The following is a 23821-nucleotide window of genomic DNA, read 5'->3' as shown; positions in this document are numbered from 1 at the left end:
TTATTTGTCAGATGAGGCCTGCCACAGGTTCAGCTTACCGTCCGCGACGTGCTTATCGATCTGCGCCAGTTCTTCGGCGCTGAACGTCAGATTCGCCAGCGCCTGAACGTTTTCTTCCAGCTGCTCCGGTCGACTGGCGCCAATCAATACCGACGTTACCCTGTTGTCTTTTAGCAGCCAGCTTAAGGCCATTTGTGCCATCGACTGTCCACGCTGTTGCGCCATCTCATTAAGCAAACGCAGGCTGGTAAGGTTTTCTTCCGTCAGCATGTTTTCCGTTAATCCACGAACCTTTTTCCCTTCACGCTGCATGCGTGAACCTTCCGGAATACCGTTAAGGTATTTCCCCGTCAGCAGTCCCTGAGCCAGCGGCGTAAATGCGATGCAGCCTATGCCGTTGGATTCCAGCGTATCCAGCAGGCCGCTGCTGTCTACCCAGCGGTTAAGCAGGTTGTAAGACGGCTGATGGATCAGCAATGGAATTTTCCATTCCCGCATCAACTCGGCCATTTTCTGCGTACGTTCCGGAGAATAGGATGAGATGCCGACATACAGTGTTTTACCGCTTTGCACGGCGTGGGCCAGCGCCGAGGCGGTCTCTTCCATTGGCGTATTTTCGTCAACGCGGTGAGAGTAGAAGATATCGACATAGTCGAGACCCATGCGTTTCAGACTCTGGTCGAGGCTGGCGAGCAGGTATTTGCGCGAACCGCCAGAACCGTATGGCCCAGGCCACATGTCATAGCCTGCCTTGGTGGAGATAATCAGTTCATCGCGATAGTGTGCAAAATCCTCGCGCAGCAATCGGCCAAAATTCTCTTCTGCGCTGCCTGGTGGCGGCCCATAGTTATTGGCTAAATCAAAATGCGTGATGCCTAAATCAAACGCTTTACGCAACAGGGCGCGCTGTGAATCCAGCGCCTGAACGTTCCCAAAACTGTGCCATAAACCCAGCGATAGCGCGGGTAAACGCAAACCGCTGCGCCCACAGTAGCGATAGAGCATCTGCTCGTAACGTTCAGGATTGGCAAACCAGGCCATGAGATCTCCTTAGTGCAGGTGAATTTCGAAACAACGTTTCTATTCTAGCGGGTTCACGGTGAATATCCCGTTCACCAGGTCACACTGAGATGAAAAACTGGGCAAAAACAGGTCACTGTGCTTTGCTTAAAAAAACATCAATCAGGAGTGCGACGATGCCGCGTTTGACTGCCAAAGATTTTCCGCAAGAACTGCTCGACTACTATGACTATTACGCGCATGGCAAAATAACGAAACGCGAGTTTCTCAATCTGGCAGCGAAATATGCAGTGGGTGGCATGACGGCGTTGGCTTTATTCAATTTATTGAAACCCAACTATGCCCTCGCAACGCAGGTAGAATTTACCGATCCCGATATTCTGGCGGAATATATTACCTATCCTTCGCCTGAAGGGCATGGTGATGTGCGGGGGTATTTAGTTAAACCTGCGAAGGTGACAGGGAAAGTTCCGGCGGTGGTGGTAGTGCATGAGAATCGTGGGCTGAATCCGTATATTGAAGATGTGGCGAGACGGGTGGCGAAGGCGGGCTTTATGGCACTTGCGCCGGATGGATTAAGTTCGGTAGGGGGATATCCTGGCAATGATGATAAAGGTCGGGAATTGCAGCAGCAGGTTGATCCCGTAAAGTTGATGAATGATTTTTTTGCCGCCATTGAATTTATGCAACATTATTCAGGGACGACGGGAAAGGTAGGTATTACCGGATTTTGCTACGGTGGTGGTGTGTCGAATGCCGCTGCTGTGGCTTTCCCTGAACTGGCCTGCGCGGTGCCTTTTTATGGGCGGCAGGTTCCTGCATCAGATGTCCCTAAAATAAACGCGCCTTTATTACTGCACTATGCGCAATTAGACACACGTATTAATGAGGGATGGCCTGCCTATGAAGCGGCGCTTAAGGCCAATAAGAAAGTCTATGAAGCCTATATCTATCCCGGTGTTAATCATGGCTTTCACAACGATTCGACCCCCCGTTATGATAAAGCTGCCGCTGATTTAGCCTGGGAACGTACTCTTGCGTGGTTTAACAAATATTTGCGATAGAAAACAATAGATTATTTAATGCTTATAACTAATTACCTGAATAATAATGCTACCTAATTTCATTAGCATTCATATTGATATAGTGTGGAGAGAGAGTGGATGTACTTAAGAAAGTAAAAAAATAAAGAACGCATTATATCTTCTCTACTGCCTGCCGATAACAAGGATAAGTATCGCCTGATGGCGAATTCCTCATCAACGGCAAGGAAATTATTATGCGTTTGCTGAAAAACTTCACTATTCGTATTGTCATGTTGGCAATACTGGGACTTTTTTGCCTGCTCTGGTCGGGCGTGGGTTTATTCAGTCTTCATTCGTTATCAAAAATATCTGAAGGCAATGATATTGACCGTCATCTTGTCCATCAGATGACGGTTCTCAGTCAGGGTAACGATCAGTACTTTCGCTTCGTAACGCGCTTAAGTCGCGCCATGGATGTCAAAATGAGTGGCGGAACGCCTGATTTTGCGCCAGCGCAACAGTCCCTGGAGAATATGAGCAAAAAACTCCAGGAGATGAAAACGTTGTCTCCGGGACCAATGGATCCTGACGTCGCTAACGCAGTACTGACGAAGTGGCAGGCGCTGCTGGACAACGGCGTGATCCCGCAAATGCAACTGGCGCAGCAGGGCACGCTTACGGCCTTTGCGGAGCATGCCAGCACTATTACACCCGCGTTGAGCCGTGAATTTGGCGCCAGTGCCGAGCGTTTTAACGCCACGGCAGGTGAGCGACTCGATACCACCCGCGTGATGGTCGATGGCAAAACCTCTATCATCCGGACGCTAATTATCACCGCCGTTATTCTTGGGATTGCCCTCCTTTTCTTTACCGACCGCTACCTTGTTTCCATGATGGTGAAACCGCTGGGACGTATTCGCCAACAGTTCCAGCAGATTGCGCAGGGCGATCTCAGCCATCCCATCGAAGATTTTGGTCGTAACTGTGTGGGTCAACTGGTGCCGTTATTGTGCGCGATGCAGGATAGCCTGCGTGAAGCCGTCAGTACCATCCGTTCAGGTAGTGACAACATCTGGCGAGGGGCGACGGAAATTTCGACCGGCAATAACGATCTCTCCTCACGTACTGAAGAGCAGGCTGCGGCTCTGGAAGAGACCGCTGCCAGCATGGAGCAACTGACCGCAACGGTAAAACTGAACGCAGAAAATGCACGTGAAGCCAGCCAACTTGCCGATACGGCCACAGAAACGGCAGGCAAAGGGAGCACGCTGGTTTCAGAAGTGGTTGAGACGATGGACGGCATTGCCGCCAGCTCTAAACAGATCGCGGAAATCACGTCAGTTATTAATAGCATTGCTTTCCAGACCAACATTCTGGCGCTGAACGCGGCGGTTGAAGCAGCCAGGGCAGGCGAGCAGGGGCGCGGTTTTGCCGTCGTCGCCGGTGAAGTACGCAACCTTGCCAGTCGCAGCGCCGGGGCGGCGAAAGAGATTGAGACACTGATTGGCGAGTCATCGCGTCGTGTTGATCAGGGCGCTCGTCTGGTTAAAGAAACAGGATTAACCATGGAGGCGATTCTGCGCGGCGCCACCGAAGTGACTGTCATCATGAAGCAAATTGCCTCTGCCTCGGAAGAACAGAATAAGGGTATCTCGCAGGTGAGCGTGGCGATCACGCAGATGGACAGCGTAACGCAACAGAACGCTGCATTGGTAGAACAAGTTTCCGCCGCGGCAGTGGCGCTGGAACGACAAACAGAGGAGCTGCAACGCTCGGTGCAACAGTTCCGCCTTTCCGCTAATGATGTGCAATACGCAGCCAGCCAAACCACTTCCTCTTCAGCAGACAGCAAAACGTCTGCGGCCGCTAAAACGGATGAATGGGTGTCCTTTTAAGCCGTTATAAAAAGTTCGTGATACCTCTGGTCATTGCTTAAAAAATCGCTATATAATTTATTATATAGCGATTGGAGGTTATGCATGGACAACCATTTTGGTAAAGGTCTGATGGCCGGATTAAACGCCTCAAGTGCGGACAGTGCACGCTCGGTGGCGAATTTTTGTGCGGATTATAAGCGTGGTTTTGTGCTGGGATTTTCACATCGAATGTTTGAAAAAACGGGCGATCGACAGCTCAGCGCGTGGGAAGCGGGGATCCTGACGCGCCGTTATGGGCTGGATAAAGAGATGGTGATGGATTTCTTTAAAGAGAACCAGTCCAGTACAACAATTCGGTTTTTCATGGCTGGCTATCGACTCGAAGCTTGATCCGAAAGGGGTATTATCTTGCTTTAATTAATTACACTATTGACCTACGCCTTCGTTTTGTTGCTCCGCCGAAGTATTATAATGCACATAACCATATAAAAAGTGTGGTAATGGCGCGCCGATCGCAATATGCAACATGCGAATGGTGCAAAATAAAAGCCAGGTCTTCGCAACGGAATAACTATAAAATGACTGGAGATAACTCTCTCATCAATTCGAGCGGCATTAATCGCCGTGATTTCATGAAGCTTTGTGCAGCACTGGCCGCTACCATGGGGCTCAGTAGCAAAGCCGCCGCAGAAATGGCCGAATCAGTTTCTCGTCCTCAGCGCCCACCGGTTATCTGGATTGGTGCTCAGGAGTGTACGGGTTGTACTGAATCGCTGCTTCGCGCGACACACCCTACAGTGGAAAACCTCGTTCTGGAGACAATCTCTCTGGAATACCATGAGGTGCTCTCTGCCGCCTTCGGCCATCAGGTCGAAGAGAACAAACATAACGCTCTGGAGAAGTACAAAGGGCAATATGTTCTGGTAGTAGATGGTTCTATCCCACTGAAAGATAATGGTATTTACTGTATGGTTGCCGGCGAGCCGATCGTGGATCACATCCGCCGGGCCGCAGAAGGCGCAGCCGCTATCATTGCCATCGGCTCTTGTGCCGCGTGGGGTGGTGTTGCTGCCGCTGGCGTTAACCCAACGGGTGCCGTCGGCCTGCAAGAAGTTCTGCCAGGCAAAACCATCATCAACATCCCCGGCTGTCCGCCGAACCCGCATAACTTCCTCGCAACGGTCGCGCATATCATCACTTATGGTAAGCCGCCGAAGCTGGATACCAAAAACCGTCCGACATTCGCCTATGGTCGTTTGATTCACGAACACTGCGAACGTCGCCCGCACTTCGATGCTGGTCGTTTTGCTAAAGAGTTTGGTGATGAAGGCCACCGTGAAGGTTGGTGCCTCTACCATCTGGGCTGTAAAGGACCAGAAACCTACGGCAACTGCTCAACGCTGCAATTCTGCGATGTGGGCGGCGTGTGGCCGGTGGCTATCGGTCACCCTTGCTACGGCTGTAACGAAGAAGGCGTCGGCTTCCATAAAGGTATTCACCAGCTTGCTCACGTGGAAAACCAAACGCCGCGTTCCGAGAAACCTGACGTCAACATGAAAGAAGGCGGCAATGTTTCTGCCGGAGCGATTGGACTGCTGGGTGGCGTAGTAGGACTGGTTGCCGGCGTCAGCGTGATGGCGGTTCGTGAACTGGGGCGTCAGCAGAAGAAAGATAACGCTGACTCACGGGGAGAATAACCGTGAACAGACGTAACTTTATTAAAGCAGCCTCCAGCGGGGCATTGCTGTTGGGCGCAGCGCCGTCCATCAGCCATGCGGCTGCAGAAAACCGTCCGCCGATCCCAGGTTCTCTTGGGATGCTCTATGACTCGACGCTGTGCGTAGGCTGCCAGGCCTGTGTAACCAAGTGTCAGGATATCAACTTCCCGGCGCGTAACCCGGAAGGCGAGCAAACCTGGTCGAACAACGACAAACTGTCGCCGTATACCAATAACATCATTCAGGTGTGGCGTAGCGGAACAGGCGTTAACAAAGACCAGGAAGAAAATGGTTACGCATATATCAAGAAACAGTGCATGCACTGTGTTGATCCGAACTGCGTTTCCGTTTGCCCGGTCTCCGCGCTGAAGAAAGATCCGAAAACCGGCATCGTCCATTATGACAAAGATGTCTGCACGGGCTGTCGTTACTGCATGGTCGCCTGCCCGTACAACGTGCCTAAGTACGATTACAACAACCCGTTTGGTGCGCTTCACAAATGTGAACTGTGTAACCAGAAAGGCGTTGAGCGTCTGGACAAAGGTGGTTTACCGGGTTGTGTTGAAGTGTGCCCAGCCGGTGCGGTGATTTTTGGTACGCGTGAAGAGCTGATGGCTGAGGCGAAAAAACGTCTCGCGCTGAAGCCTGGTAGCGAATACCACTATCCGCGTCAGACGGTGAAAGCAGGCGATACCTATCTGCATACGGTACCGAAGTACTACCCGCACCTGTACGGTGAGAAAGAAGGTGGTGGTACGCAGGTTATGGTACTGACGGGTGTTCCTTACGAGGATTTGGATCTGCCGAAGCTGGATGATCTTTCAACTGGTGCGCGTTCCGAACATGTTCAACATTCCCTGTACAAGGGCATGATATTACCCCTGGCTGCGCTGGCGGGCTTAACCGTGCTGGTTCGTCGTAACACGAAAAACGACCATCACGATGGAGGAGACGATCATGAGTCATGATCCTAAACCGCTGGGCGGAAAAATAATCAGCAAACCGGTCATTATTTTTGGGCCGCTTATCGTCCTGTGTATGCTCCTGATCGTGAAACGTCTGGTCTTCGGACTGGGCTCAGTCTCCGATCTGAACGGCGGTTTCCCATGGGGTGTATGGATCGCGTTTGACCTGTTGATTGGTACTGGCTTCGCGTGCGGTGGTTGGGCGCTGGCGTGGGCGGTGTACGTTTTCAACAGAGGACAATACCATCCATTGGTTCGTCCGGCGCTGCTGGCGAGCCTGTTTGGCTACTCGTTGGGTGGTCTGTCGATCACCATTGACGTCGGTCGTTACTGGAACCTGCCGTATTTCTACATTCCGGGCCACTTCAACGTGAACTCGGTACTGTTCGAAACGGCGGTCTGTATGACCATCTATATCGGCATCATGGCGCTGGAATTTGCTCCGGCTCTGTTTGAACGTCTGGGGTGGAAAGTTTCCCTCAAACGTTTGAATAAAGTGATGTTCTTTATTATTGCCCTCGGCGCGCTGCTGCCAACCATGCACCAGTCTTCAATGGGTTCATTGATGATTTCTGCGGGTTATAAGGTGCATCCGCTATGGCAAGCTTATGAAATGCTGCCGCTTTTCTCGGTATTAACTGCCTTTATTATGGGCTTCTCGATCGTCATCTTTGAAGGCTCGTTGGTACAAGCCGGTCTGAAAGGTAACGGTCCGGACGAGAAAAGTTTGTTCATCAAGCTGACGAATACCATCAGCGTGCTGCTGGCTATTTTCGTCGTTCTGCGCTTTGGCGAACTGATCTATCGCGACAAGCTGTCCTATGCGTTCTCAGGCGATCTTTACTCCCTGATGTTCTGGCTTGAAGTCGTGCTGATGGTCTTCCCGCTGGTGGTGCTGCGCGTCACTAAGCTGCGTAATGACTCGCGCATGCTGTATCTGTCTGCGCTGAGCGCATTGCTGGGTTGTGCAACATGGCGTCTGTCCTATTCGCTGGTGGCGTTCAATCCTGGTGGTGGCTACCACTACTTCCCGACCTGGGAAGAGCTGTTGATTTCTATTGGTTTTGTGGCTATTGAGATTTGTGCATACATCGTACTCATTCGTCTACTGCCGATACTTCCTCCTTTAAAACAAAACGATCAAAATCGTCATGAGGCGAGCAAAGCATGAGCCAGAGAATTACTATTGATCCGGTAACCCGTATTGAGGGTCATTTACGCATCGACTGCGAAATCGAAAATGGCGTGGTATCTAAAGCATGGGCTTCCGGGACCATGTGGCGCGGCATGGAAGAGATCGTGAAAAACCGCGATCCGCGCGATGCCTGGATGATTGTGCAGCGTATCTGTGGCGTTTGTACTACCACTCACGCTATCTCTTCCGTTCGTGCAGCAGAAAGCGCGCTGAATATTGATGTTCCGGTGAACGCACAGTATATCCGTAACATCATTCTGGCCGCGCACACCACGCATGACCACATTGTTCACTTCTATCAGCTGTCTGCGCTGGACTGGGTGGATATCACCTCTGCCCTGAAAGCTGACCCAGCGAAAGCGTCTGCCATGCTGAACGGCGTGTCCTCCTGGCACCTGAACAGCGCAGAAGAGTTCACCAAGGTTCAGAACAAGATCAAAGATCTTGTTGCCAGCGGTCAGTTAGGCATTTTTGCTAACGGTTGCTGGGGTCACCCGGCAATGCAACTGCCGCCGGAAGTGAACCTGATTGCGGTCGCACACTACCTGCAAGCGCTGGAATGCCAGCGTGATGCCAACCGCGTTGTGGCACTGTTGGGCGGTAAAACGCCGCACATCCAGAACCTGGCGGTAGGTGGGGTTGCTAACCCAATTAACCTTGACGGTCTCGGCGTGCTGAACCTTGAACGCCTGATGTACATCAAGTCCTTCATCGATAAGCTGAGCGACTTCGTTGAGCAGGTGTACAAGGTTGATACTGCGGTTATTGCTGCGTTCTATCCTGAGTGGCTGGAACGTGGTCAGGGTGCGGTTAACTATCTGAGTGCGCCGGAATTCCCGACAGACGGTAAAAACGGCAGCTTCCTGTTCCCGGGCGGTTATATCACCGATGCTGATCTGTCGACCTATCGCCCGATCACCTCTCACTCCGATGAGTACCTGATCAAAGGGATTCAGGAGAGTGCGAAACACGCGTGGTACAAAGACGAAGCGCCGCAGGCTCCGTGGGAAGGCACAACGGTTCCTGATTACACCGGTTGGTCAGACGACGGCAAATACTCCTGGGTTAAAGCACCGACCTTCTACGGTAAAACGGTTGAAGTGGGTCCGCTGGCCAACATGCTGTGTAAACTGGCGGCCAAACGCGAGTCTACCCATGCCAAGCTGAATGAAATCATCGCGATTTACACCAAGCTGACCGGTAAAACTATCGAAGTGTCGCAGTTGCACTCTACGCTGGGCCGTATTATTGGCCGTACTGTTCACTGCTGTGAACTGCAGAACGTTCTGCAGGATCAGTACAACGCGCTGATTGTGAACATCGGTAAAGGCGACCACACCACCTTCGTGAAACCGGATATTCCGGCAACAGGCGAATTCAAAGGTGTTGGTTTCCTCGAAGCGCCACGCGGTATGCTGTCTCACTGGATGGTGATTAAAGACGGCATTATCAGCAACTACCAGGCGGTTGTACCGTCAACCTGGAACTCTGGCCCACGTAACTTTAATGATGAAGTGGGACCGTATGAGCGCTCGCTGGTAGGTACGCCGATTGCCGATCCAAACAAACCGCTGGAAGTGGTTCGTACCATTCACTCCTTCGACCCTTGTATGTCATGTGCGGTGCATGTGGTGGACGTTGACGGGAACGAAGTGGTCTCAGTTAAGGTTCTGTAATGCGGATATTAGTCTTAGGGGTCGGCAATATTTTGCTGACCGACGAAGCCATCGGGGTACGTATCGTTGAGGCATTAGAGCAACGATACATCCTGCCAGACTTTGTTGATGTTCTGGACGGTGGTACGGCTGGGATGGAGCTTCTCGGCGATATGGCGAACAGAGATCATCTGATCATTGCTGACGCCATTGTGTCGAAGAAAAACACGCCAGGAACGATGATGGTCCTGCGGGATGAAGAGATCCCAGCGCTGTTTACCAACAAAATATCACCGCACCAGCTTGGCCTGGCCGACGTATTGTCGGCCCTGCGTTTTACCGGCGAGTTTCCGAAAAAGCTGACCTTAGTCGGCGTTATTCCGGAATCGTTGGAACCGCATATCGGGCTAACGCCAACGGTTGAAGCGATGATTGAACCTGCGCTGGAGCAGGTTCTTGCCGCGCTTCGCGAATCAGGCGTTGAAGCGATCGCTCGGGAGGCGGCTCATGTCTGAGGAGTTTGTCGGTTTTCAGACGGCCCCGAAGACGCAGATTCAGGCAGCGTTTGAAGAGGTTGCCCGGCGTTCGATGCACGATCTCTCTTTCTTGCATCCGAACATGCCGGTATATGTTTCTGATTTTACGCTGTTTGAAGGACAGTGGACGGGGTGTGTTATCACACCCTGGATGCTCAGCGCACTGATTTTCCCCGGACCGGACCAGATCTGGCCGGTGCGTAAAGTCAGCGAAAAAATCGGGCTGCGTCTGCCGTATGGCGAGATGACCTTTACCGTTGGTGAACTGGAGGGCGTATCGCAATACCTTTCCTGTTCACTGATGTCGCCGCTTTCGCACAGTATGTCGGCGCAAGAAGGTGTGCGTCTGACTGACGATTGCGCGCGCATGCTGTTATCGCTGCCGGTGAGCGATCCGAATGCGCCGCAGCTAAATCGCCGTGCGCTGCTGCTGGGTCGTCGGAACTGCGAAAATGCATGAGCTGTCCCTTTGTCAGAGCGCGGTTGAGATTGTTCAACAGCAGGCAGAGCAGCACGGTGTCAAACGTGTAACCGGCGTTTGGCTGGAAATCGGAGCGCTCTCGTGCGTTGAAGAGAGCGCCGTCCGTTTCAGTTTCGACATCGTCTGTCAGGGCACGCTGGCGCAAGGGTGTGAGCTGCATATTGATTACAAACCAGCCCAGGCATGGTGCTGGGATTGCAGTCAGGTTGTGGAAATCACCCAGCATGATGCGCAGTGTCCACTATGTCAGGGCGATCGTCTGCGGGTTGATGCAGGCGATTCACTGAAAGTGAAAAGTATTGAAGTCGAATAACCCATAGGTTGCTATGGGGCGGAGTCAGATATGTGTATTGGAGTCCCTGGTCAGGTTCTGGCCGTTGGTGAAGATATTCACCAGCTTGCGCAGGTTGAAGTGTGCGGCATCAAACGTGATGTCAATATTGCCCTGATTTGTGAAGGTGATACCGCTGAGCTGGTCGGGCAATGGGTGCTGGTGCACGTAGGGTTCGCCATGAGCATCATTGATGAAGATGAAGCTAAAGCCACGTTAGACGCACTTCGCCGCATGGAGTACGACGTCACCAGCGCGTGACAATCGGTTAGTGCCTGATGGCGTTACGCTTATCAGGCCTACGCCTTCTATGTAGGCCGGATAAGGCATTTATGCCGCCATCCGGCATCTTGCGTTAACCCTGGCGCTTATCTTCGGTATTGGTGTCGAAGTTGCTGGTGTCATGACGTTCATGAAGCTGCTCGTTGAGCGGCCCGTTAGTGCGGTTTACAATACGACCTCGCTTAACCGCCGGACGCGCGGCAACCTCTTTTGCCCAGCGCTGCACGTGCTTGTAACTTCCTGCGTCAAGGAATTCTGCCGCGTCGTACACGTTGCCCAGCACCACATTGCCAAACCACGGCCAAACCGCCATATCGGCAATGGTGTATTCATCTCCTGCCACAAACTGATTCTGTGCTAACTGCTTGTCCAGTACGTCGAGTAAGCGTTTGGCTTCCATCGTGAAGCGGTTGATCGCGTACTCGATTTTTACCGGCGCATAGTTATAGAAGTGACCAAAACCACCGCCGAGGAACGGCGCCGCACCCTGTAACCAGAACAACCAGTTCAGCGTTTCAGTACGTTTTGCCAAATCCTGCGGCAGGAAATAACCGTATTTTTCCGCCAGATAGAGCAGGATTGCGCCAGATTCGAACACGCGAACCGGCGGGTTTTGCGAGTGGTCGCGCAGTGCCGGGATCTTCGAGTTCGGATTCACCTCAACAAAGCCGCTGGAAAACTGATCGCCATCGCCAATGCGGATAATCCAGGCATCATATTCCGCGCCCTTCACACCCTGCGCCAGTAACTCCTCCAGCATAATCGTCACTTTCTGCCCGTTTGGCGTCCCCAACGAATAGAGCTGTAGCGGATGCTTGCCAACCGGCAGCGTCTTCTCGTGGGTGGCGCCGGAAATCGGGCGGTTGATATTGGCGAATGCGCCGCCGTTCGATTTTTCCCACGTCCAGACTTTCGCGGGCTGATAGGTATTGTCTGACATATTGACCTGCCTTCTGAGTGGTTGTGTTGATGCAGTGTAGCAGTTAGGTAGAACTCAATTTAACAGATTGGGACTTTATGTCGCTTTGTGCTGAAAGGGGAAGATAAATCTAACCCATTCATTGTACCTGGCCCGTACTCCATGAAGAGGAAATCAATGTTGGACGGAAATTGCTACCGTATTCACCATCAAAAATTGGCGGTGAATAAGCAGTAATAATGAAAAATGGTGTTCCAGGAGTAAGCGGTTATCAGGGCCCTGCGGGTGGGTGGGGTGCGGTAAAAGCCGTCACTGCTTCGGTGTTTTCGCAAAAGGCTGTCGCGCGCGACATTATCGCGATGTTCAAAATGAACCAGGTGAAAGGGTTCGACTGTCCGGGCTGTGCGTGGCCGGACCCCGGGCATCGTGCGCCAATGGAGCTGTGCGAAAATGGCGTTAAGGCGGTCTCCTGGGAGACAACCAGTAAGAAAGCGTCACCGGAATTTTTCAGCCGTCACCCGGTTTCCACACTCTGGCACTACAGCGATTATGAACTGGAAAACATTGGTCGTTTGACGCATCCAATGAAATACGATGCAGTGTCTGACACCTGGCAGGCGGTGGATTGGGATATCGCCTTTCGGGAGATCGGCGAGTGTCTGCGCAGCTATGACTCAGCACAACAGGTTGAGTTTTATACCTCCGGCAGAACGTCAAATGAGGCGGCGTTCCTGTATCAGCTGTTTGCCCGCGAATATGGTAGCAGCAACTTTCCTGATTGCTCAAACATGTGCCACGGACCGACCAGCGCAGGGCTAACGCCGGCCATTGGCCTTGGGAAAGGGACCGTTGAACTTGATGATTTTGACCACTGCGATCTGGTGATTTGTATCGGGCATAACCCTGGTACTAACCATCCACGCATGCTGACCACCTTACGCGACGTTGCCAAACGTGGTGCCAAAATTATCTCCATCAACCCGCTGAACGAAAGGGGGCTTGAGCGCTTTAGCTTCCCGCAAAGCGCGAAAGAGATGTTCACCGGACAGGCGACGGAGCTGAGCAACGACTACTACCAGGTAAAAATGGGCGGTGACGCCTCGTTGCTCAAAGGCATAATGAAGGCGCTGATCGAAATGGACGAAGCGCGGATCCTACTGGATCAGCAGCCGACGCTCGATCATGCGTTTATCGACCAACATACCGCGGGATATGCAGCGCTGTATGACGACTTACGTCAGCATAACTGGGCTGAGCTGGAACAGGACTCGGGTCTGACGCGTAGTCAGATGGAAGATCTGGCGCACAGCTACAGTAAATCCAGCGCCACGATTGTTTGTTATGGTCTGGGCATCACCCAGCATAAAAACGGCACCGAGAACGTCCAGCAGCTGGTAAATCTGTTGCTGCTGAAAGGCAATATGGGTAAGCCGGGGGCGGGGATCTGCCCGTTACGCGGCCATTCTAATGTGCAGGGCGATCGTTCTGTAGGGATCAACGAAGCGGCGTCCGAAGACTTCCTGCAACGACTTGAGAAGCATTTTTCTATCCGTGTTCCGCGCAAACATGGACGCTCCAGCGTGGAGAGCATTCGGGCCATCGAGCGGGGAGACGCAAAAGCGCTCATCTGCATGGGCGGCAATCTGGCGGTAGCGATGCCCCAGCCGCAGCGTACATTTGCGGCGATGAAAAATCTGGATCTGCAGGTCCATGTGGCGACCAAACTGAACAGATCGCATCTGCTGCTGGCAAAGCATAACTACCTGCTACCTGCATTAGGCCGAACGGAGCGCGACATGCAGGCGACGGGGATCCAGTCAGTGACCGTCGAAGATTCTATGTCGATGGTTCACGCTTCCTGTGGCGCGCTGAAGCCGGCTTCCCGCTGGCTAAAATCGGAACCCGCGATTGTGGCGGGCATGGCGCGTGCCACGCTGCCGCATTCTCCTATCAACTGGGAAGCATTTACCGGGGACTACGCGCTGATCCGTGACGCCATTGAAGCCGTGATCCCGGCGTTCCACGATTACAACGCACGTATTGCCGAGCCGGGCGGATTTCGTATGGATACACCTGCTTCGCGCCGTGAATGGCGAACGGAGAATGGCAAAGCCAACTTTATCGTCAGCCATCAGCGGGCGGTAGAGCGGGAACATCAGCCTGCTGATGCACTGGTTCTGGCAACGCTGCGTAGCCACGATCAGTACAACACCACGATTTATGGTATGAACGATCGCTATCGTGGCATTACTGGCCGTCGGGATGTGGTGTTTTTAAGCGCCGAAGAAGCGACGAGCCGCGGTCTGAGCCAGGGTGATGTGGTCAACGTTCAGGCGCTGGACGACAACGGTCAGCCCTGCGCGGATCGCATCATGTACGGCTTAACGGTGGTGATTTACAACATGGCGGCTGGCTCAATTGGCGCTTATCTGCCTGAAGCGAATGTCCTGCTTTCGCTGGATGCAGTAGATACACAAAGTTTGACTCCGGCGTATAAAAGCATACCGGTCACCCTGACTAAAGCGTAGTTCCTGCTGTGAATTTTTCGCCTCTGAGCGCCAGCCGCTGCGTTGAGGTGTATGATGATGTCGACCTCTGTCCGGTTAGTGTCGCAGAGCAGGCAATCAGAGCGAAAAATTCACGCCAACCTGCTCAGGCTGTATTGTTTTGAGGTAAGGTGCATGAGCAAAGGAACGACCAGTCAGGATGCCCCATTCGGGACATTATTGGGCTATGCCCCAGGTGGCGTAGCAATCTACTCTTCAGATTACAGCTCCCTCGACCCACGGGACTACGACGATGATGCAGCATTTCGCAGCTATATCGACGATGAATACATGGGCCACAAATGGCAGTGCGTAGAGTTCGCACGCCGCTTTCTCTTCCTTAACTATGGCATGGTCTTCACCGATGTGGGTATGGCCTGGGAGATCTTCTCCTTACGCTTCCTGCGCGAAGTAGTGAATGACAACATCCTACCGTTACAGGCATTTCCGAATGGTTCGCCCCGCGCGCCGGTAGCAGGCGCACTGCTTATCTGGCAAAAAGGCGGCGAATTTAAAGATACCGGGCATGTGGCGGTCGTCACCCAGTTGCTGGAAAACAAAATCCGTATTGCCGAACAGAACGTGCTCCATACGCCGCTGCCTCCCGGACAGCAGTGGACCCGCGAACTGGAGATGGTGGTTGAGAACGGTTGTTACACCCTGCGTGATACCTTTGACGACACGACCATTCTTGGTTGGATGATCCAGACCGATGATACCCGTTTCAGCCTACCGCAGCCGGAGATCGCCAATGACTCGCTGAAAATTGGCGGCGCGCGACTGGAAGATAACGGGCAATTTGATGATAAATGGCTGAATGAGCAGGACCCGCTGCAAAAAGCCTACGTGCTGGCGAACGGCCATGTGATTAATCAGGACCCGCATCAATATTTCACCATTACCGAGAGCGCCGAGCAGGAGCTGATTAAAGCCACCAACGAGCTGCACCTGATGTATCTGCATGCGACCGATAAGGTGCTGAAAGACGACAACCTGCTGGCGCTGTTTGATATCCCGAAAATCCTCTGGCCGCGCCTGCGCCTTTCCTGGCAGCGTCGTCGGCATCATATGATTACGGGGCGTATGGATTTCTGTATGGATGAACGTGGACTGAAGGTGTATGAGTACAACGCCGATTCCGCATCGTGCCATACCGAAGCCGGTTTGATCCTCGAAAGATGGGCCGAACGGGGCTACACAGGGCAGGGACACAACCCGGCTGAAGGGTTGATCAACGAACTGGCGGGGGCCTGGAAGCACAGCCGCGCACGTCCGTTTGTCCACATCATGCAGGATAAGGATATCGAGGAGAACTATCACGCGCAGTTTATGCAGCAGGCGCTGCGTCAGGCCGGGTTTGACAGCAAAATTCTGCGAGGTCTGGATGAACTGTGCTGGGATGATGCCGGTCAGCTGATTGACGGTGATGGCCGTCTGGTGAACTGCGTCTGGAAGACCTGGGCGTGGGAAACCGCAATTGAGCAGGTGCGCGAGGTCAGCGAAACGGAGTACGCCGCGGTGCCAATTCGTACCGGGCATACGAATCAGGAAGTGCGTTTAATCGACGTGCTGCTGCGCCCGGAAGTGTTGGTCTTCGAACCTCTGTGGACGGTTATCCCTGGCAACAAAGCGATTCTGCCGATCCTCTGGCAACTGTTCCCGCACCACCGTTATCTGCTTGATACGGATTTCACTGTTAATGAAGAGCTGGCGCAAACCGGTTATGCGGTGAAACCTATTGCAGGACGTTGTGGCAGCAACATCGATCTGGTGAGTCATCAGGAAGAGCTACTGGATAAAACCAGCGGTAAGTTTGCCGAGCAGAAGAACATTTTTCAGCAGCTTTGGTGTCTGCCAAAAGTTGCCGGTAAATATATCCAGGTTTGTACCTTTACCGTAGGTGGTAACTACGGCGGTACCTGCCTGCGTGGTGACGAGTCGCTGGTGATTAAAAAAGAGAGCGATATTGAACCGCTGATTGTGGTGAAGGAATAACCGCTCACCCCCTGTGATGGTGATGTTGCCATCACGGGGGCTTTTGACCTGCGCTGATTTTTGCTCATGCCAAATCGATAGCATTGGAAATACGCCAACTTAGTATCATCAAATAAGTCAGCGCTTTCGCTGATTCAGGCTGATTGTAAGCCTTATTATAAGGGTCGCAAAATCCAGGGCAAGATTACGAAACCCCGCAAGGATTGACGCGAGGTACTCTCTGTCCATTGCCGCTCTTTCGTGATCTTGCCCTAAGCTGCCACCAGGTCCGGAAGCCCGCTGGCGATGTCCACTTTGAGGGCAAAAGGAGTGGAATGTGGCTGGTAAAGGCCGAAGCCCACCACTGCGGTGGCTGTCTCCGGCAGTCCGTCCACGTTCAGCGTAAAACGCAATTCTTTTAATGACATGTTGTTCTCCCTGGTGTTTACAGGAATAAAGACATTCCGCTGTTCAGCGGCAGTACAGTGTTACGCTTGTGTTCAGGCACGCTACCTACTCTGCTAAATTATTGGGTCTATTGAGTGTTATATCAATGCTCAATATAAAACTGATCTTCATACTCTAAGTCGTAGTTATTAAGTGAATTTAAGATAATATCTATTGCTCGTTTTCCCGCGGCCCAGGAACCGAAATGTTGTTTTTGTAGAGCAAATGACCCAATTATATAGAACCAACTTTCCTGAATCTTTCCGGAAAAAACAACTAACATGCCTTCTCCATTTCTTGCATTCTTTACTTTTAACTCACCAGTCCATAATTCCGTAATGTTCTTATTGAAGATATCTTTGCGTTCTCTTAGTGAAATTTCATCAATTTCAAGGTGATTATTTTCTTTTAGTTGACTGACAATTAGTTTACAAACCTGTTCTTTATTGATTGCCGCATCATGGTATAAAAAATAGCCATCAATAATGCCATGAACGTTACTTTCTTCTTTTAAAGATAACGAATAGTAGCTCATCTTTTCGTTATTATATCGTTCTGAATATAGCCATGAGGCAGGGTAATAAAAGGAATGGTTTGCAGGTACATCCAGATTTATACTCTTTAGTTCTTCTGCCAAATGCCATTTTGAGTCATTAATTAAAGTGAAAAAATTCACACAATGAAAGAGATCCTCAGCCAGCGATTCATAATCCTTCCAGTTGCAACAGGCTTTTACCATTATCACATTGGCCCTGTTGTTTTCAAAATCATAATTTTTAAATACTCTGATTCTTGATGTGATGGTTTCGTTATCGATATCTTTTTTTGTCAAAAAATCAGCATATCGACCACTAACGCTATAATAATATTTACAGTAAAGGATTTCTTCACCTAAAAGGTCTAATATATATTCTCCCCAGTCACTGGCATCGATGTCGTTATTTATATGTTCATAGACTACATCAACTTCTGTAAAGGGGGATTTTGCTCCAGAAATGGTCTGATAGCAGCCAATAGCATAGAGGTTATTGGTTCCTGCGATTAGCTCAGGTTTAATGCTGACCGGTTTTACATCTAGTGGGAGTAATATCTTGTAATATAAGCTTGTTACTTCTGAGGATGTATAGCGGCATCGCCAAAAATGCTCTTTTTGGTATTCAAAACTATATGTCACTGCCCTTGGGATGGATGGTTTGTTATTGCTTTCTCTCATTATAATAACTCTCTCTGGATTATCTACATTTCGTTTTTTAACATAAAATACATCACAACTAGAAAACCCAAATTAAAAGCCAATTTATATCCTTTAGATACCAGATTCTCTCCTTCAATGAAATTTTTAAGAAATGATTTTTTGATATTTTCTTGGTTATATTTTTGATGGAACGATACTATATTATTGACGCCAGCATCAATAAGAGAAAATACAAAAAAATACAAAAACAGATAACAGCCGATAAGAAAGCATATAGTTGACAATCGAGTGTATTGTAAATCATCATTTAACATAACACTAATGCAGGAAAGTAGTAAAAAAGCTACAACCCCAAATAACATTCTAAACATTCTATTGTATTGGTTCATTTAACCTCCAATGATAACAGTTGCTACACCTGAATGGAATAATTCCACATTACCGATAGTTGAATCGATAAGAGAAAAAAGTAACAACCAATAAAAACAAGCGTTCGCCAAGCCAGTGTCCATTGGCATAGTGCCAACTTGGGTTAATAATAAAAACCATCTTTCTAGGTGATGTTTTAAAAATTTTGTCACATTGGCTAATTTAAATCTGAAATATTCATTGTTTATTATAAAATGTTTTTAATATTTAAGTATTATGAAATTAAAAACCATGTAAATATAAAATAAAAACACACAGCTTCAGAGAGATATTTATTGTGTATTTATGCCTCGCGAATGAAGAAATTAGCTTTTTATTAATATTATCATTGTTAAATTTGATATGGAAGGAGTATATTTTTCAATCCCAATGTCGACTAATGAAAATGCGCTATAGTAAAAAACATAAATCCTGATAACGCCACAAGAAATTTAACAAGTATAATGCTATGTACATGATGTATGTTTTTAATCAATAAAAAGCAAATCAGAGATGACAATGCAATACCAAAATAAAATCTAAAAATTTGTTATGATACACCTTGATAATATTGCTTAAAGTTTCATAGAAGAACAATACTAACCTCCAATGATGACGTTTGTTTTTCCAGTCAATATAACACCTGATGTTGAAATTGCCAACCCCAGTAATACAGGCCAAGGGGTTTCAGTGAAGGGGCCTATTTGTATATCTTCCTCCCAATCAATTCCAATAACCAGTGCAAGCTTTCATGCCAGCTTTACTCTGAACATGAGATTATCTGTATCCCACCAAACCCCACTTTTCAGGCCTCCCCCTACTGAGCCAGCACTTACAGCAAGGGAACTTTTTTGTTTTAAATATTTAGATTCCAGAGCACTTGATAATTCGCCTTTTGCGGCAGCTGCTTCAGCCCGCAATTCAAAGGCAGCGCCTCCTTGATGCTCATCCTCACCATTAATTAATGTTTCAGAGGCTTTTGCTTCAGCAGTTCCAAATGTTCCTTCTATTTTTATATCTTTAAAATCACCCGAATTTTCCTTTCCAAAACTAACCCCCGTATTTATAGAAAAACCGGTAGCCTTTACACCATATGTTCCTGATAACTGTTTATCGTTTGAGATAGTACCTGCATTCATTTCTACTTTACCAACAACAGTTCCTAAATTTTCTATCTTATCATTTTTTTCATAATAATATTTCTGAGTTGTCTTGGTTGTATTTATAAAGTTTGATGTGCAGAATGAATAAGGATTTAAAATTAGCCATTGCTTAAATGTTGCTATGAGTGGTGGTTGTCAATTATGGTATGTACATAAGATACATGAAACACGCATATATATATATAAAGACAAATATGAGCTTAAGGAATCTTGATATGTTAAATTGATTGGATAAATACCATTTTATTGGTTGTCTGTCGATGTTGGTACTATTATTTTTTATATGAAATGCAGCTAATCGTTTAGCACCACCATCTATCATTGAAAAAATAGTATAGTAAAAAAAAGCATAAATACCAAGTAGGTGTACTATTTTTAATGATGTTATATTTCGAACGTGATGAAATATAATGTATACTGAAAGGAGGTATAGGGCAATACCTAAAAAAAATCTAAATACAAGATTATTGTATAATGGAAAGACAGATTCTGATATGCGAATAATTTTACTCATATTATCCCCCAATAGTAACAGTAGATGCACCTGATAGCACTATACCAGATTTGGAAGAGGTAAATCCAAGTCGCTCTTGAATAGGGACGCTAGTAAATGGTCCAAGCTGGATATCAATATCGCCCCCTAATCCTAATATAAATGCTATTTTCCCTGACAATTGAACTTTTACCATTATATTATCAAAATCCACCCATGCCCCTTCTCCCAATCCTAAACCTGCCGACCCAGCAGTTCCATCAACGGAACCTTTCAATTTAAAATATTTTGAGTCTATAGCACCTGAAAGCTGCCCTTTTGCAACAGCTGCCTCTGCTCCAAGTTCAAAGGCGGCACCAACTCTTGCTTCGTCAAGATCGTGTGTTAAATTATAGTTGCCTTTTCCTTCAGCTAACCCGATTGTACCTTCAGCTTTTGCCTCCACATAGTCACCAGATCCTGCTTTTCCTGAACTGAGGTCTACATTCCCAGAAATACCCTCTAACTTTGCATCAACCGAGCTGGAATGTACATCCTCATTTGCAACTGTCCCTGCCTTCATTTCAGCCTTGCCAACAGTACCTCCGAGACTAATGTTCGTCCCACTTTCTCCAATCGGATGATTTAGTTGAAAATCTATAATGCCTGCTTTTAAGTCACTCGTATCATATTGACCATCACCATCACCATCACCATCACCATCACCATCCGTTAGAGCTGACACTGCGTATCCAGTATATAATTTAAACTCATCTGAGCCATTTGGATTTTTTACCGAGCCATCTTCATTTCTATTTTTAACTATTGTTATAGAATGATATTCAGGAAGTTTAGGTCCTGTTGTCGGTGGTAATGATTTTTTACCACAAACTACCTTATCCCCTTTTCTGGCGGCAGGTATTCCATTTATTGTAACTGTTTTAGAACCTTCACTGATTACACCGGGCCCATGCTCTTTACAAACAAAAGTATCCCCCATTCGAGCAGCCGGAAAACCTCCTGTTGAGACATTACTACTGCCTGATGTTATTGGCCCATCATGTCCGGCTGTATCTGCCGTTTGTCTTGCTGCATCCTTACCCATATCGCATTCTCTTATGTGGCAATTAACTAATTTAATTATGGATTTAATTTTAACATGCCACCGGTCAGCACCTGTTCCTCGCTACCATCTGCTGATAATTTTTTGGTATTGACATGATATTCATCTTTCGCAGTATTCTTAATTATTTTTCCACTAATCGTAATTTCTCCATTCTCCAACAAGGTAATGCTCGACTCTCCACAAATAAACTCGATCTTCTCTTCTGAAGAAACGCTGATGGTTTTTTTTACCTTTATTGTTTGCTTCCCTTCATGAAGGGTAATTTCCTGATCTCCTTTATCTATATCGGTTATTTTATTTCCTTCAGTAACTTCGGTGATCTGATTATTAACTACCGTTGTTTTTTGATCATTAGCTACCGTCACCGTCTGGTCATGACCACCTGCCTTTTTACTGCCCACCTTCACTGTTTGCCCCACAACCACCGTCTCCGTATGGTTGTTGTTTACCGTCGTGGTCCGGTCGTGCAGCACCTCCGTATCCATGTTCTTCTGCGCATGGATATACACCCGCTCCTTTCCGGTGGCGTCATCAAACGTCAGCTCGTTAAATCCGCCGCCTTTATAGGTTTTCGAGCGGATGGTCATCTGCGTTTTCGTGCCCGGCAGACTGCCCGGTGGGCGGTTGTCCTGGTGGTAGGTGCGTCCCATGATGATGGGCTGGTCCGGGTCGCCGTTGAGGAAGTCCACAATAACCTCCTGGCCCACACGCGGAATGGCGAGATTGCCAAATCCCGTTCCCGCCCACGCCTGCGATACCCGTACCCAGCACGAACTGTCCTCATTCCCCGGACAGTAACGGTCCCAGTGAAAACGTATCCGCACCCGGCCATGTTCGTCACAGAAGATTTCTTCCCCGGCCGGGCCGGTGACGATGGCGCTCTGTGGGCCGTCTACGGAGGGCTTCGGCAGGGGAGGGACACGCCATGTTCTGTCGGCCGGGATAACCTCGAAACGATTGCTGAGAGTGGTTCCTGTTCCCTGACTGCCATGCAGTGCCTGCGGCTGGTCTCCTGCCAGTACGCTACCCACAATCTGCCATTCCCTGTTCAGCGATACTGATGGATGTCCTGTCAGGGTAAAGCGCTTCCCCGGCCACATTTTTGGTGAGTTACTGTAACCTGTTGCTGTCTCTGCATTATGTCTCCGGCCCTCAATCTGGTAGCGGGCAAACGCCTGTCCGTGGGATTCGTCTTTGAAACGTCCGGGATAATCGAAGATTTCATACTGCGTGAGTTGGCCGTTCAGGTTCTCAGCAGCGCGGTTGTAATAGCCGGGCCAGGCGGGCGTTTTGAAGGTGTAGTCCTGAGTTTCGACGGATGAAGGCCGTATCTGCGCATGATATCTGAACTGGCTGATGTGTTCGGTGGATGCCTCGGCCGTCGTATTCGGATTAAATGGCATGGATCCCAGTGACGATACTCCTGCCACATCATCGCAAAGTACCAGCTTTTGCTCTGTCCCTTCCGGAGTGCACCAGTCAAAATAAAAGATGCCTTCTTCTGACCACAGGCGGTTCAGGAAGGCAAGGTCAGTCTCACCGTACTGCACGCAGAACTCGCGTGCCGGGTGCGGCTCATAAAATACCGGGGTCCACCCGGTGATACCATTTTCACTGAGCAGGGTGGAGGAGATGGCTTTGATATCCTGCTGCTGGAAGATGCGGAAGTTCTGGCGTAAACCGCTTCTCCAGAGTGGTGGTGAGATAATTATATGGTATCCCATCTGCCAGTGATTGTTTTCACTGAGGGTTACGGCAGAGACAATACCACTGATATAGCGTAATGGCTCCATTCCCTGCCAGATGGTCAGTACGGCATTTTTTTCCAGGAAATCAGTTGCGGTCAGGTCAGAAAGACCGCTGGCAATATCCACTATTAGCTGGAAAGGTTTTGAGTAATGCTGAGTAAGTCGAAAACTGACCACCGCGGTGGTCATTTCCGACAGACCGTCCACTGCCAGTGTGAAGCGCAGTCCTTTTAACGACATATTACCTCCTGATGGTGATTGTCAACGGATTTACCTCAAATTCTCTTACAATGCTTTTATTAATTTGGTTGTTTAGTAGAGGAGTGAAACATCAGATAACTATATCCTGTAAGTTTAATTTTTCATCAATGTTTATTCTGTAACTCATGTTAATTCTTATCTTGCATTTTGTTAGCAGAAAATACATGTCTCCTGGATTTATCTGGGCCGTTATATTAGACGGTCGTATCATTCAGTCGGGTATATAGAATCCATTAGTAAGAAGTTTTTTCTTTATTGTTTTTCTACATTCCGATAGTTGTTTTCCATACCTTACTTGGCAGTAATTATACAATTTATCATTCTCATTTTTGGTTGTTGGTGAATCTCTTAGAATGTCAGAAGGCGAGACAGGTAATTCAAAAAATAAAGTTGATGATATGGTGTGTTTAATGAAAGGAATTGGTATCCAGGGCATGTCGCCTTCTTCATAGTATAGCTGTTTATCTATTCCAAGTA

Annotated in this window: 20 protein-coding genes; 13 read left to right on the top strand and 7 right to left on the bottom strand. The window is 49.0% G+C overall.

Annotated features, from left to right (window positions below; genetic code table 11):
• The gene (locus tag OGY67_RS08825; protein ID WP_286573874.1) at nucleotides 1-1041 is read right to left on the bottom strand and encodes an aldo/keto reductase; all 1041 of its coding nucleotides are present in this window, start codon (nucleotides 1039-1041) and stop codon (nucleotides 1-3) included.
• A gap of 155 nt (nucleotides 1042-1196) precedes the next feature.
• On the opposite strand from OGY67_RS08825, the gene yghX reads away from it, so the two are divergent.
• The 11 genes from yghX (at nucleotide 1197) to hybG (ending at nucleotide 11064) form a co-directional block, all read left to right on the top strand.
• Nucleotides 1197-2084, top strand: a complete 888-nt coding sequence (gene yghX, locus OGY67_RS08820) for a YghX family hydrolase (protein WP_020996329.1) — start codon at nucleotides 1197-1199, stop codon at nucleotides 2082-2084.
• Nucleotides 2085-2299: 215 nt separating this feature from the next.
• The gene (locus OGY67_RS08815; protein ID WP_008785806.1) at nucleotides 2300-3940 is read left to right on the top strand and encodes a methyl-accepting chemotaxis protein; all 1641 of its coding nucleotides are present in this window, start codon (nucleotides 2300-2302) and stop codon (nucleotides 3938-3940) included.
• Between the two features lie 84 nt (nucleotides 3941-4024).
• Nucleotides 4025-4312, top strand: a complete 288-nt coding sequence (locus OGY67_RS08810) for a DUF2623 family protein (protein ID WP_003024490.1) — start codon at nucleotides 4025-4027, stop codon at nucleotides 4310-4312.
• Nucleotides 4313-4500: 188 nt separating this feature from the next.
• Nucleotides 4501-5619, top strand: coding sequence for a hydrogenase 2 small subunit (gene hybO / locus OGY67_RS08805; protein ID WP_003024486.1), 1119 nt, complete (start codon nucleotides 4501-4503; stop codon nucleotides 5617-5619).
• Between the two features lie 2 nt (nucleotides 5620-5621).
• Nucleotides 5622-6608, top strand: coding sequence for a hydrogenase 2 operon protein HybA (gene hybA, locus OGY67_RS08800; protein ID WP_003828357.1), 987 nt, complete (start codon nucleotides 5622-5624; stop codon nucleotides 6606-6608).
• Nucleotides 6598-7776, top strand: a complete 1179-nt coding sequence (gene hybB / locus OGY67_RS08795) for a Ni/Fe-hydrogenase cytochrome b subunit (RefSeq protein ID WP_003828354.1) — start codon at nucleotides 6598-6600, stop codon at nucleotides 7774-7776. The genes hybA and hybB overlap by 11 nt, the downstream gene beginning before the upstream one ends.
• A complete protein-coding gene (gene hybC / locus OGY67_RS08790) occupies nucleotides 7773-9476 on the top strand; it encodes a hydrogenase 2 large subunit (RefSeq protein WP_003828353.1) in 1704 nt (567 codons plus the stop codon). Before hybB ends, hybC begins: the two co-directional genes overlap by 4 nt.
• Nucleotides 9476-9970 (top strand): HyaD/HybD family hydrogenase maturation endopeptidase, encoded by a 495-nt coding sequence (locus OGY67_RS08785; protein WP_186412983.1) that lies wholly within the window; start codon nucleotides 9476-9478, stop codon nucleotides 9968-9970. The genes hybC and OGY67_RS08785 overlap by 1 nt, the downstream gene beginning before the upstream one ends.
• Entirely contained in the window at nucleotides 9963-10451 is a 489-nt protein-coding gene (gene hybE / locus OGY67_RS08780; RefSeq protein ID WP_008785804.1) for a hydrogenase-2 assembly chaperone, read from the top strand. Before OGY67_RS08785 ends, hybE begins: the two co-directional genes overlap by 8 nt.
• Nucleotides 10444-10785, top strand: a complete 342-nt coding sequence (gene hypA, locus OGY67_RS08775) for a hydrogenase maturation nickel metallochaperone HypA (protein ID WP_003828349.1) — start codon at nucleotides 10444-10446, stop codon at nucleotides 10783-10785. Before hybE ends, hypA begins: the two co-directional genes overlap by 8 nt.
• Nucleotides 10786-10815: 30 nt before the next feature.
• Entirely contained in the window at nucleotides 10816-11064 is a 249-nt protein-coding gene (gene hybG / locus OGY67_RS08770; protein ID WP_003024459.1) for a hydrogenase maturation factor HybG, read from the top strand.
• 94 nt (nucleotides 11065-11158) lie between these two features.
• On the opposite strand, the gene yghU is transcribed toward hybG, so the two are convergent.
• Nucleotides 11159-12025 carry a glutathione-dependent disulfide-bond oxidoreductase gene (gene yghU, locus OGY67_RS08765; RefSeq protein ID WP_286573873.1) on the bottom strand — a complete coding sequence of 289 codons (867 nt, stop codon included), beginning with the start codon at nucleotides 12023-12025 and terminating at the stop codon, nucleotides 11159-11161.
• A gap of 218 nt (nucleotides 12026-12243) precedes the next feature.
• Here yghU and OGY67_RS08760 point away from each other — a divergent pair, with 218 nt between their 5' ends.
• Together OGY67_RS08760 and gss are read left to right on the top strand one after the other, a co-directional pair.
• Nucleotides 12244-14532 (top strand): FdhF/YdeP family oxidoreductase, encoded by a 2289-nt coding sequence (locus tag OGY67_RS08760; RefSeq protein WP_234692378.1) that lies wholly within the window; start codon nucleotides 12244-12246, stop codon nucleotides 14530-14532.
• A gap of 153 nt (nucleotides 14533-14685) precedes the next feature.
• A complete protein-coding gene (gss, locus tag OGY67_RS08755; protein ID WP_234692377.1) occupies nucleotides 14686-16545 on the top strand; it encodes a bifunctional glutathionylspermidine amidase/synthase in 1860 nt (619 codons plus the stop codon).
• A gap of 251 nt (nucleotides 16546-16796) precedes the next feature.
• On the opposite strand, the gene OGY67_RS08750 is transcribed toward gss, so the two are convergent.
• From OGY67_RS08750 to OGY67_RS08730, 5 genes are all read right to left on the bottom strand, one after another.
• Complete coding sequence (locus OGY67_RS08750) at nucleotides 16797-16952, bottom strand: hypothetical protein (RefSeq protein WP_186805001.1); 156 nt, start codon at nucleotides 16950-16952, stop codon at nucleotides 16797-16799.
• A gap of 122 nt (nucleotides 16953-17074) precedes the next feature.
• Nucleotides 17075-18184 (bottom strand): hypothetical protein, encoded by a 1110-nt coding sequence (locus OGY67_RS08745; RefSeq protein WP_158654520.1) that lies wholly within the window; start codon nucleotides 18182-18184, stop codon nucleotides 17075-17077.
• A gap of 1139 nt (nucleotides 18185-19323) precedes the next feature.
• Nucleotides 19324-19713 carry a hypothetical protein gene (locus tag OGY67_RS08740; protein WP_286573872.1) on the bottom strand — a complete coding sequence of 130 codons (390 nt, stop codon included), beginning with the start codon at nucleotides 19711-19713 and terminating at the stop codon, nucleotides 19324-19326.
• A 539-nt stretch (nucleotides 19714-20252) separates the two neighbouring features.
• The gene (locus OGY67_RS08735) at nucleotides 20253-21314 is read right to left on the bottom strand and encodes a PAAR domain-containing protein (RefSeq protein WP_286573871.1); all 1062 of its coding nucleotides are present in this window, start codon (nucleotides 21312-21314) and stop codon (nucleotides 20253-20255) included.
• Between the two features lie 35 nt (nucleotides 21315-21349).
• A complete protein-coding gene (locus tag OGY67_RS08730) occupies nucleotides 21350-23323 on the bottom strand; it encodes a type VI secretion system Vgr family protein (protein ID WP_286573870.1) in 1974 nt (657 codons plus the stop codon).
• Nucleotides 23324-23821: the final 498 nt, after the last annotated feature.

The sequence above is a fragment of the Citrobacter sp. Cpo015 genome (assembly GCF_030333035.1).
GTDB classification, from domain to species: domain Bacteria; phylum Pseudomonadota; class Gammaproteobacteria; order Enterobacterales; family Enterobacteriaceae; genus Citrobacter; species Citrobacter portucalensis.
This window is presented reverse-complemented; position numbering and strand designations above follow the sequence as displayed.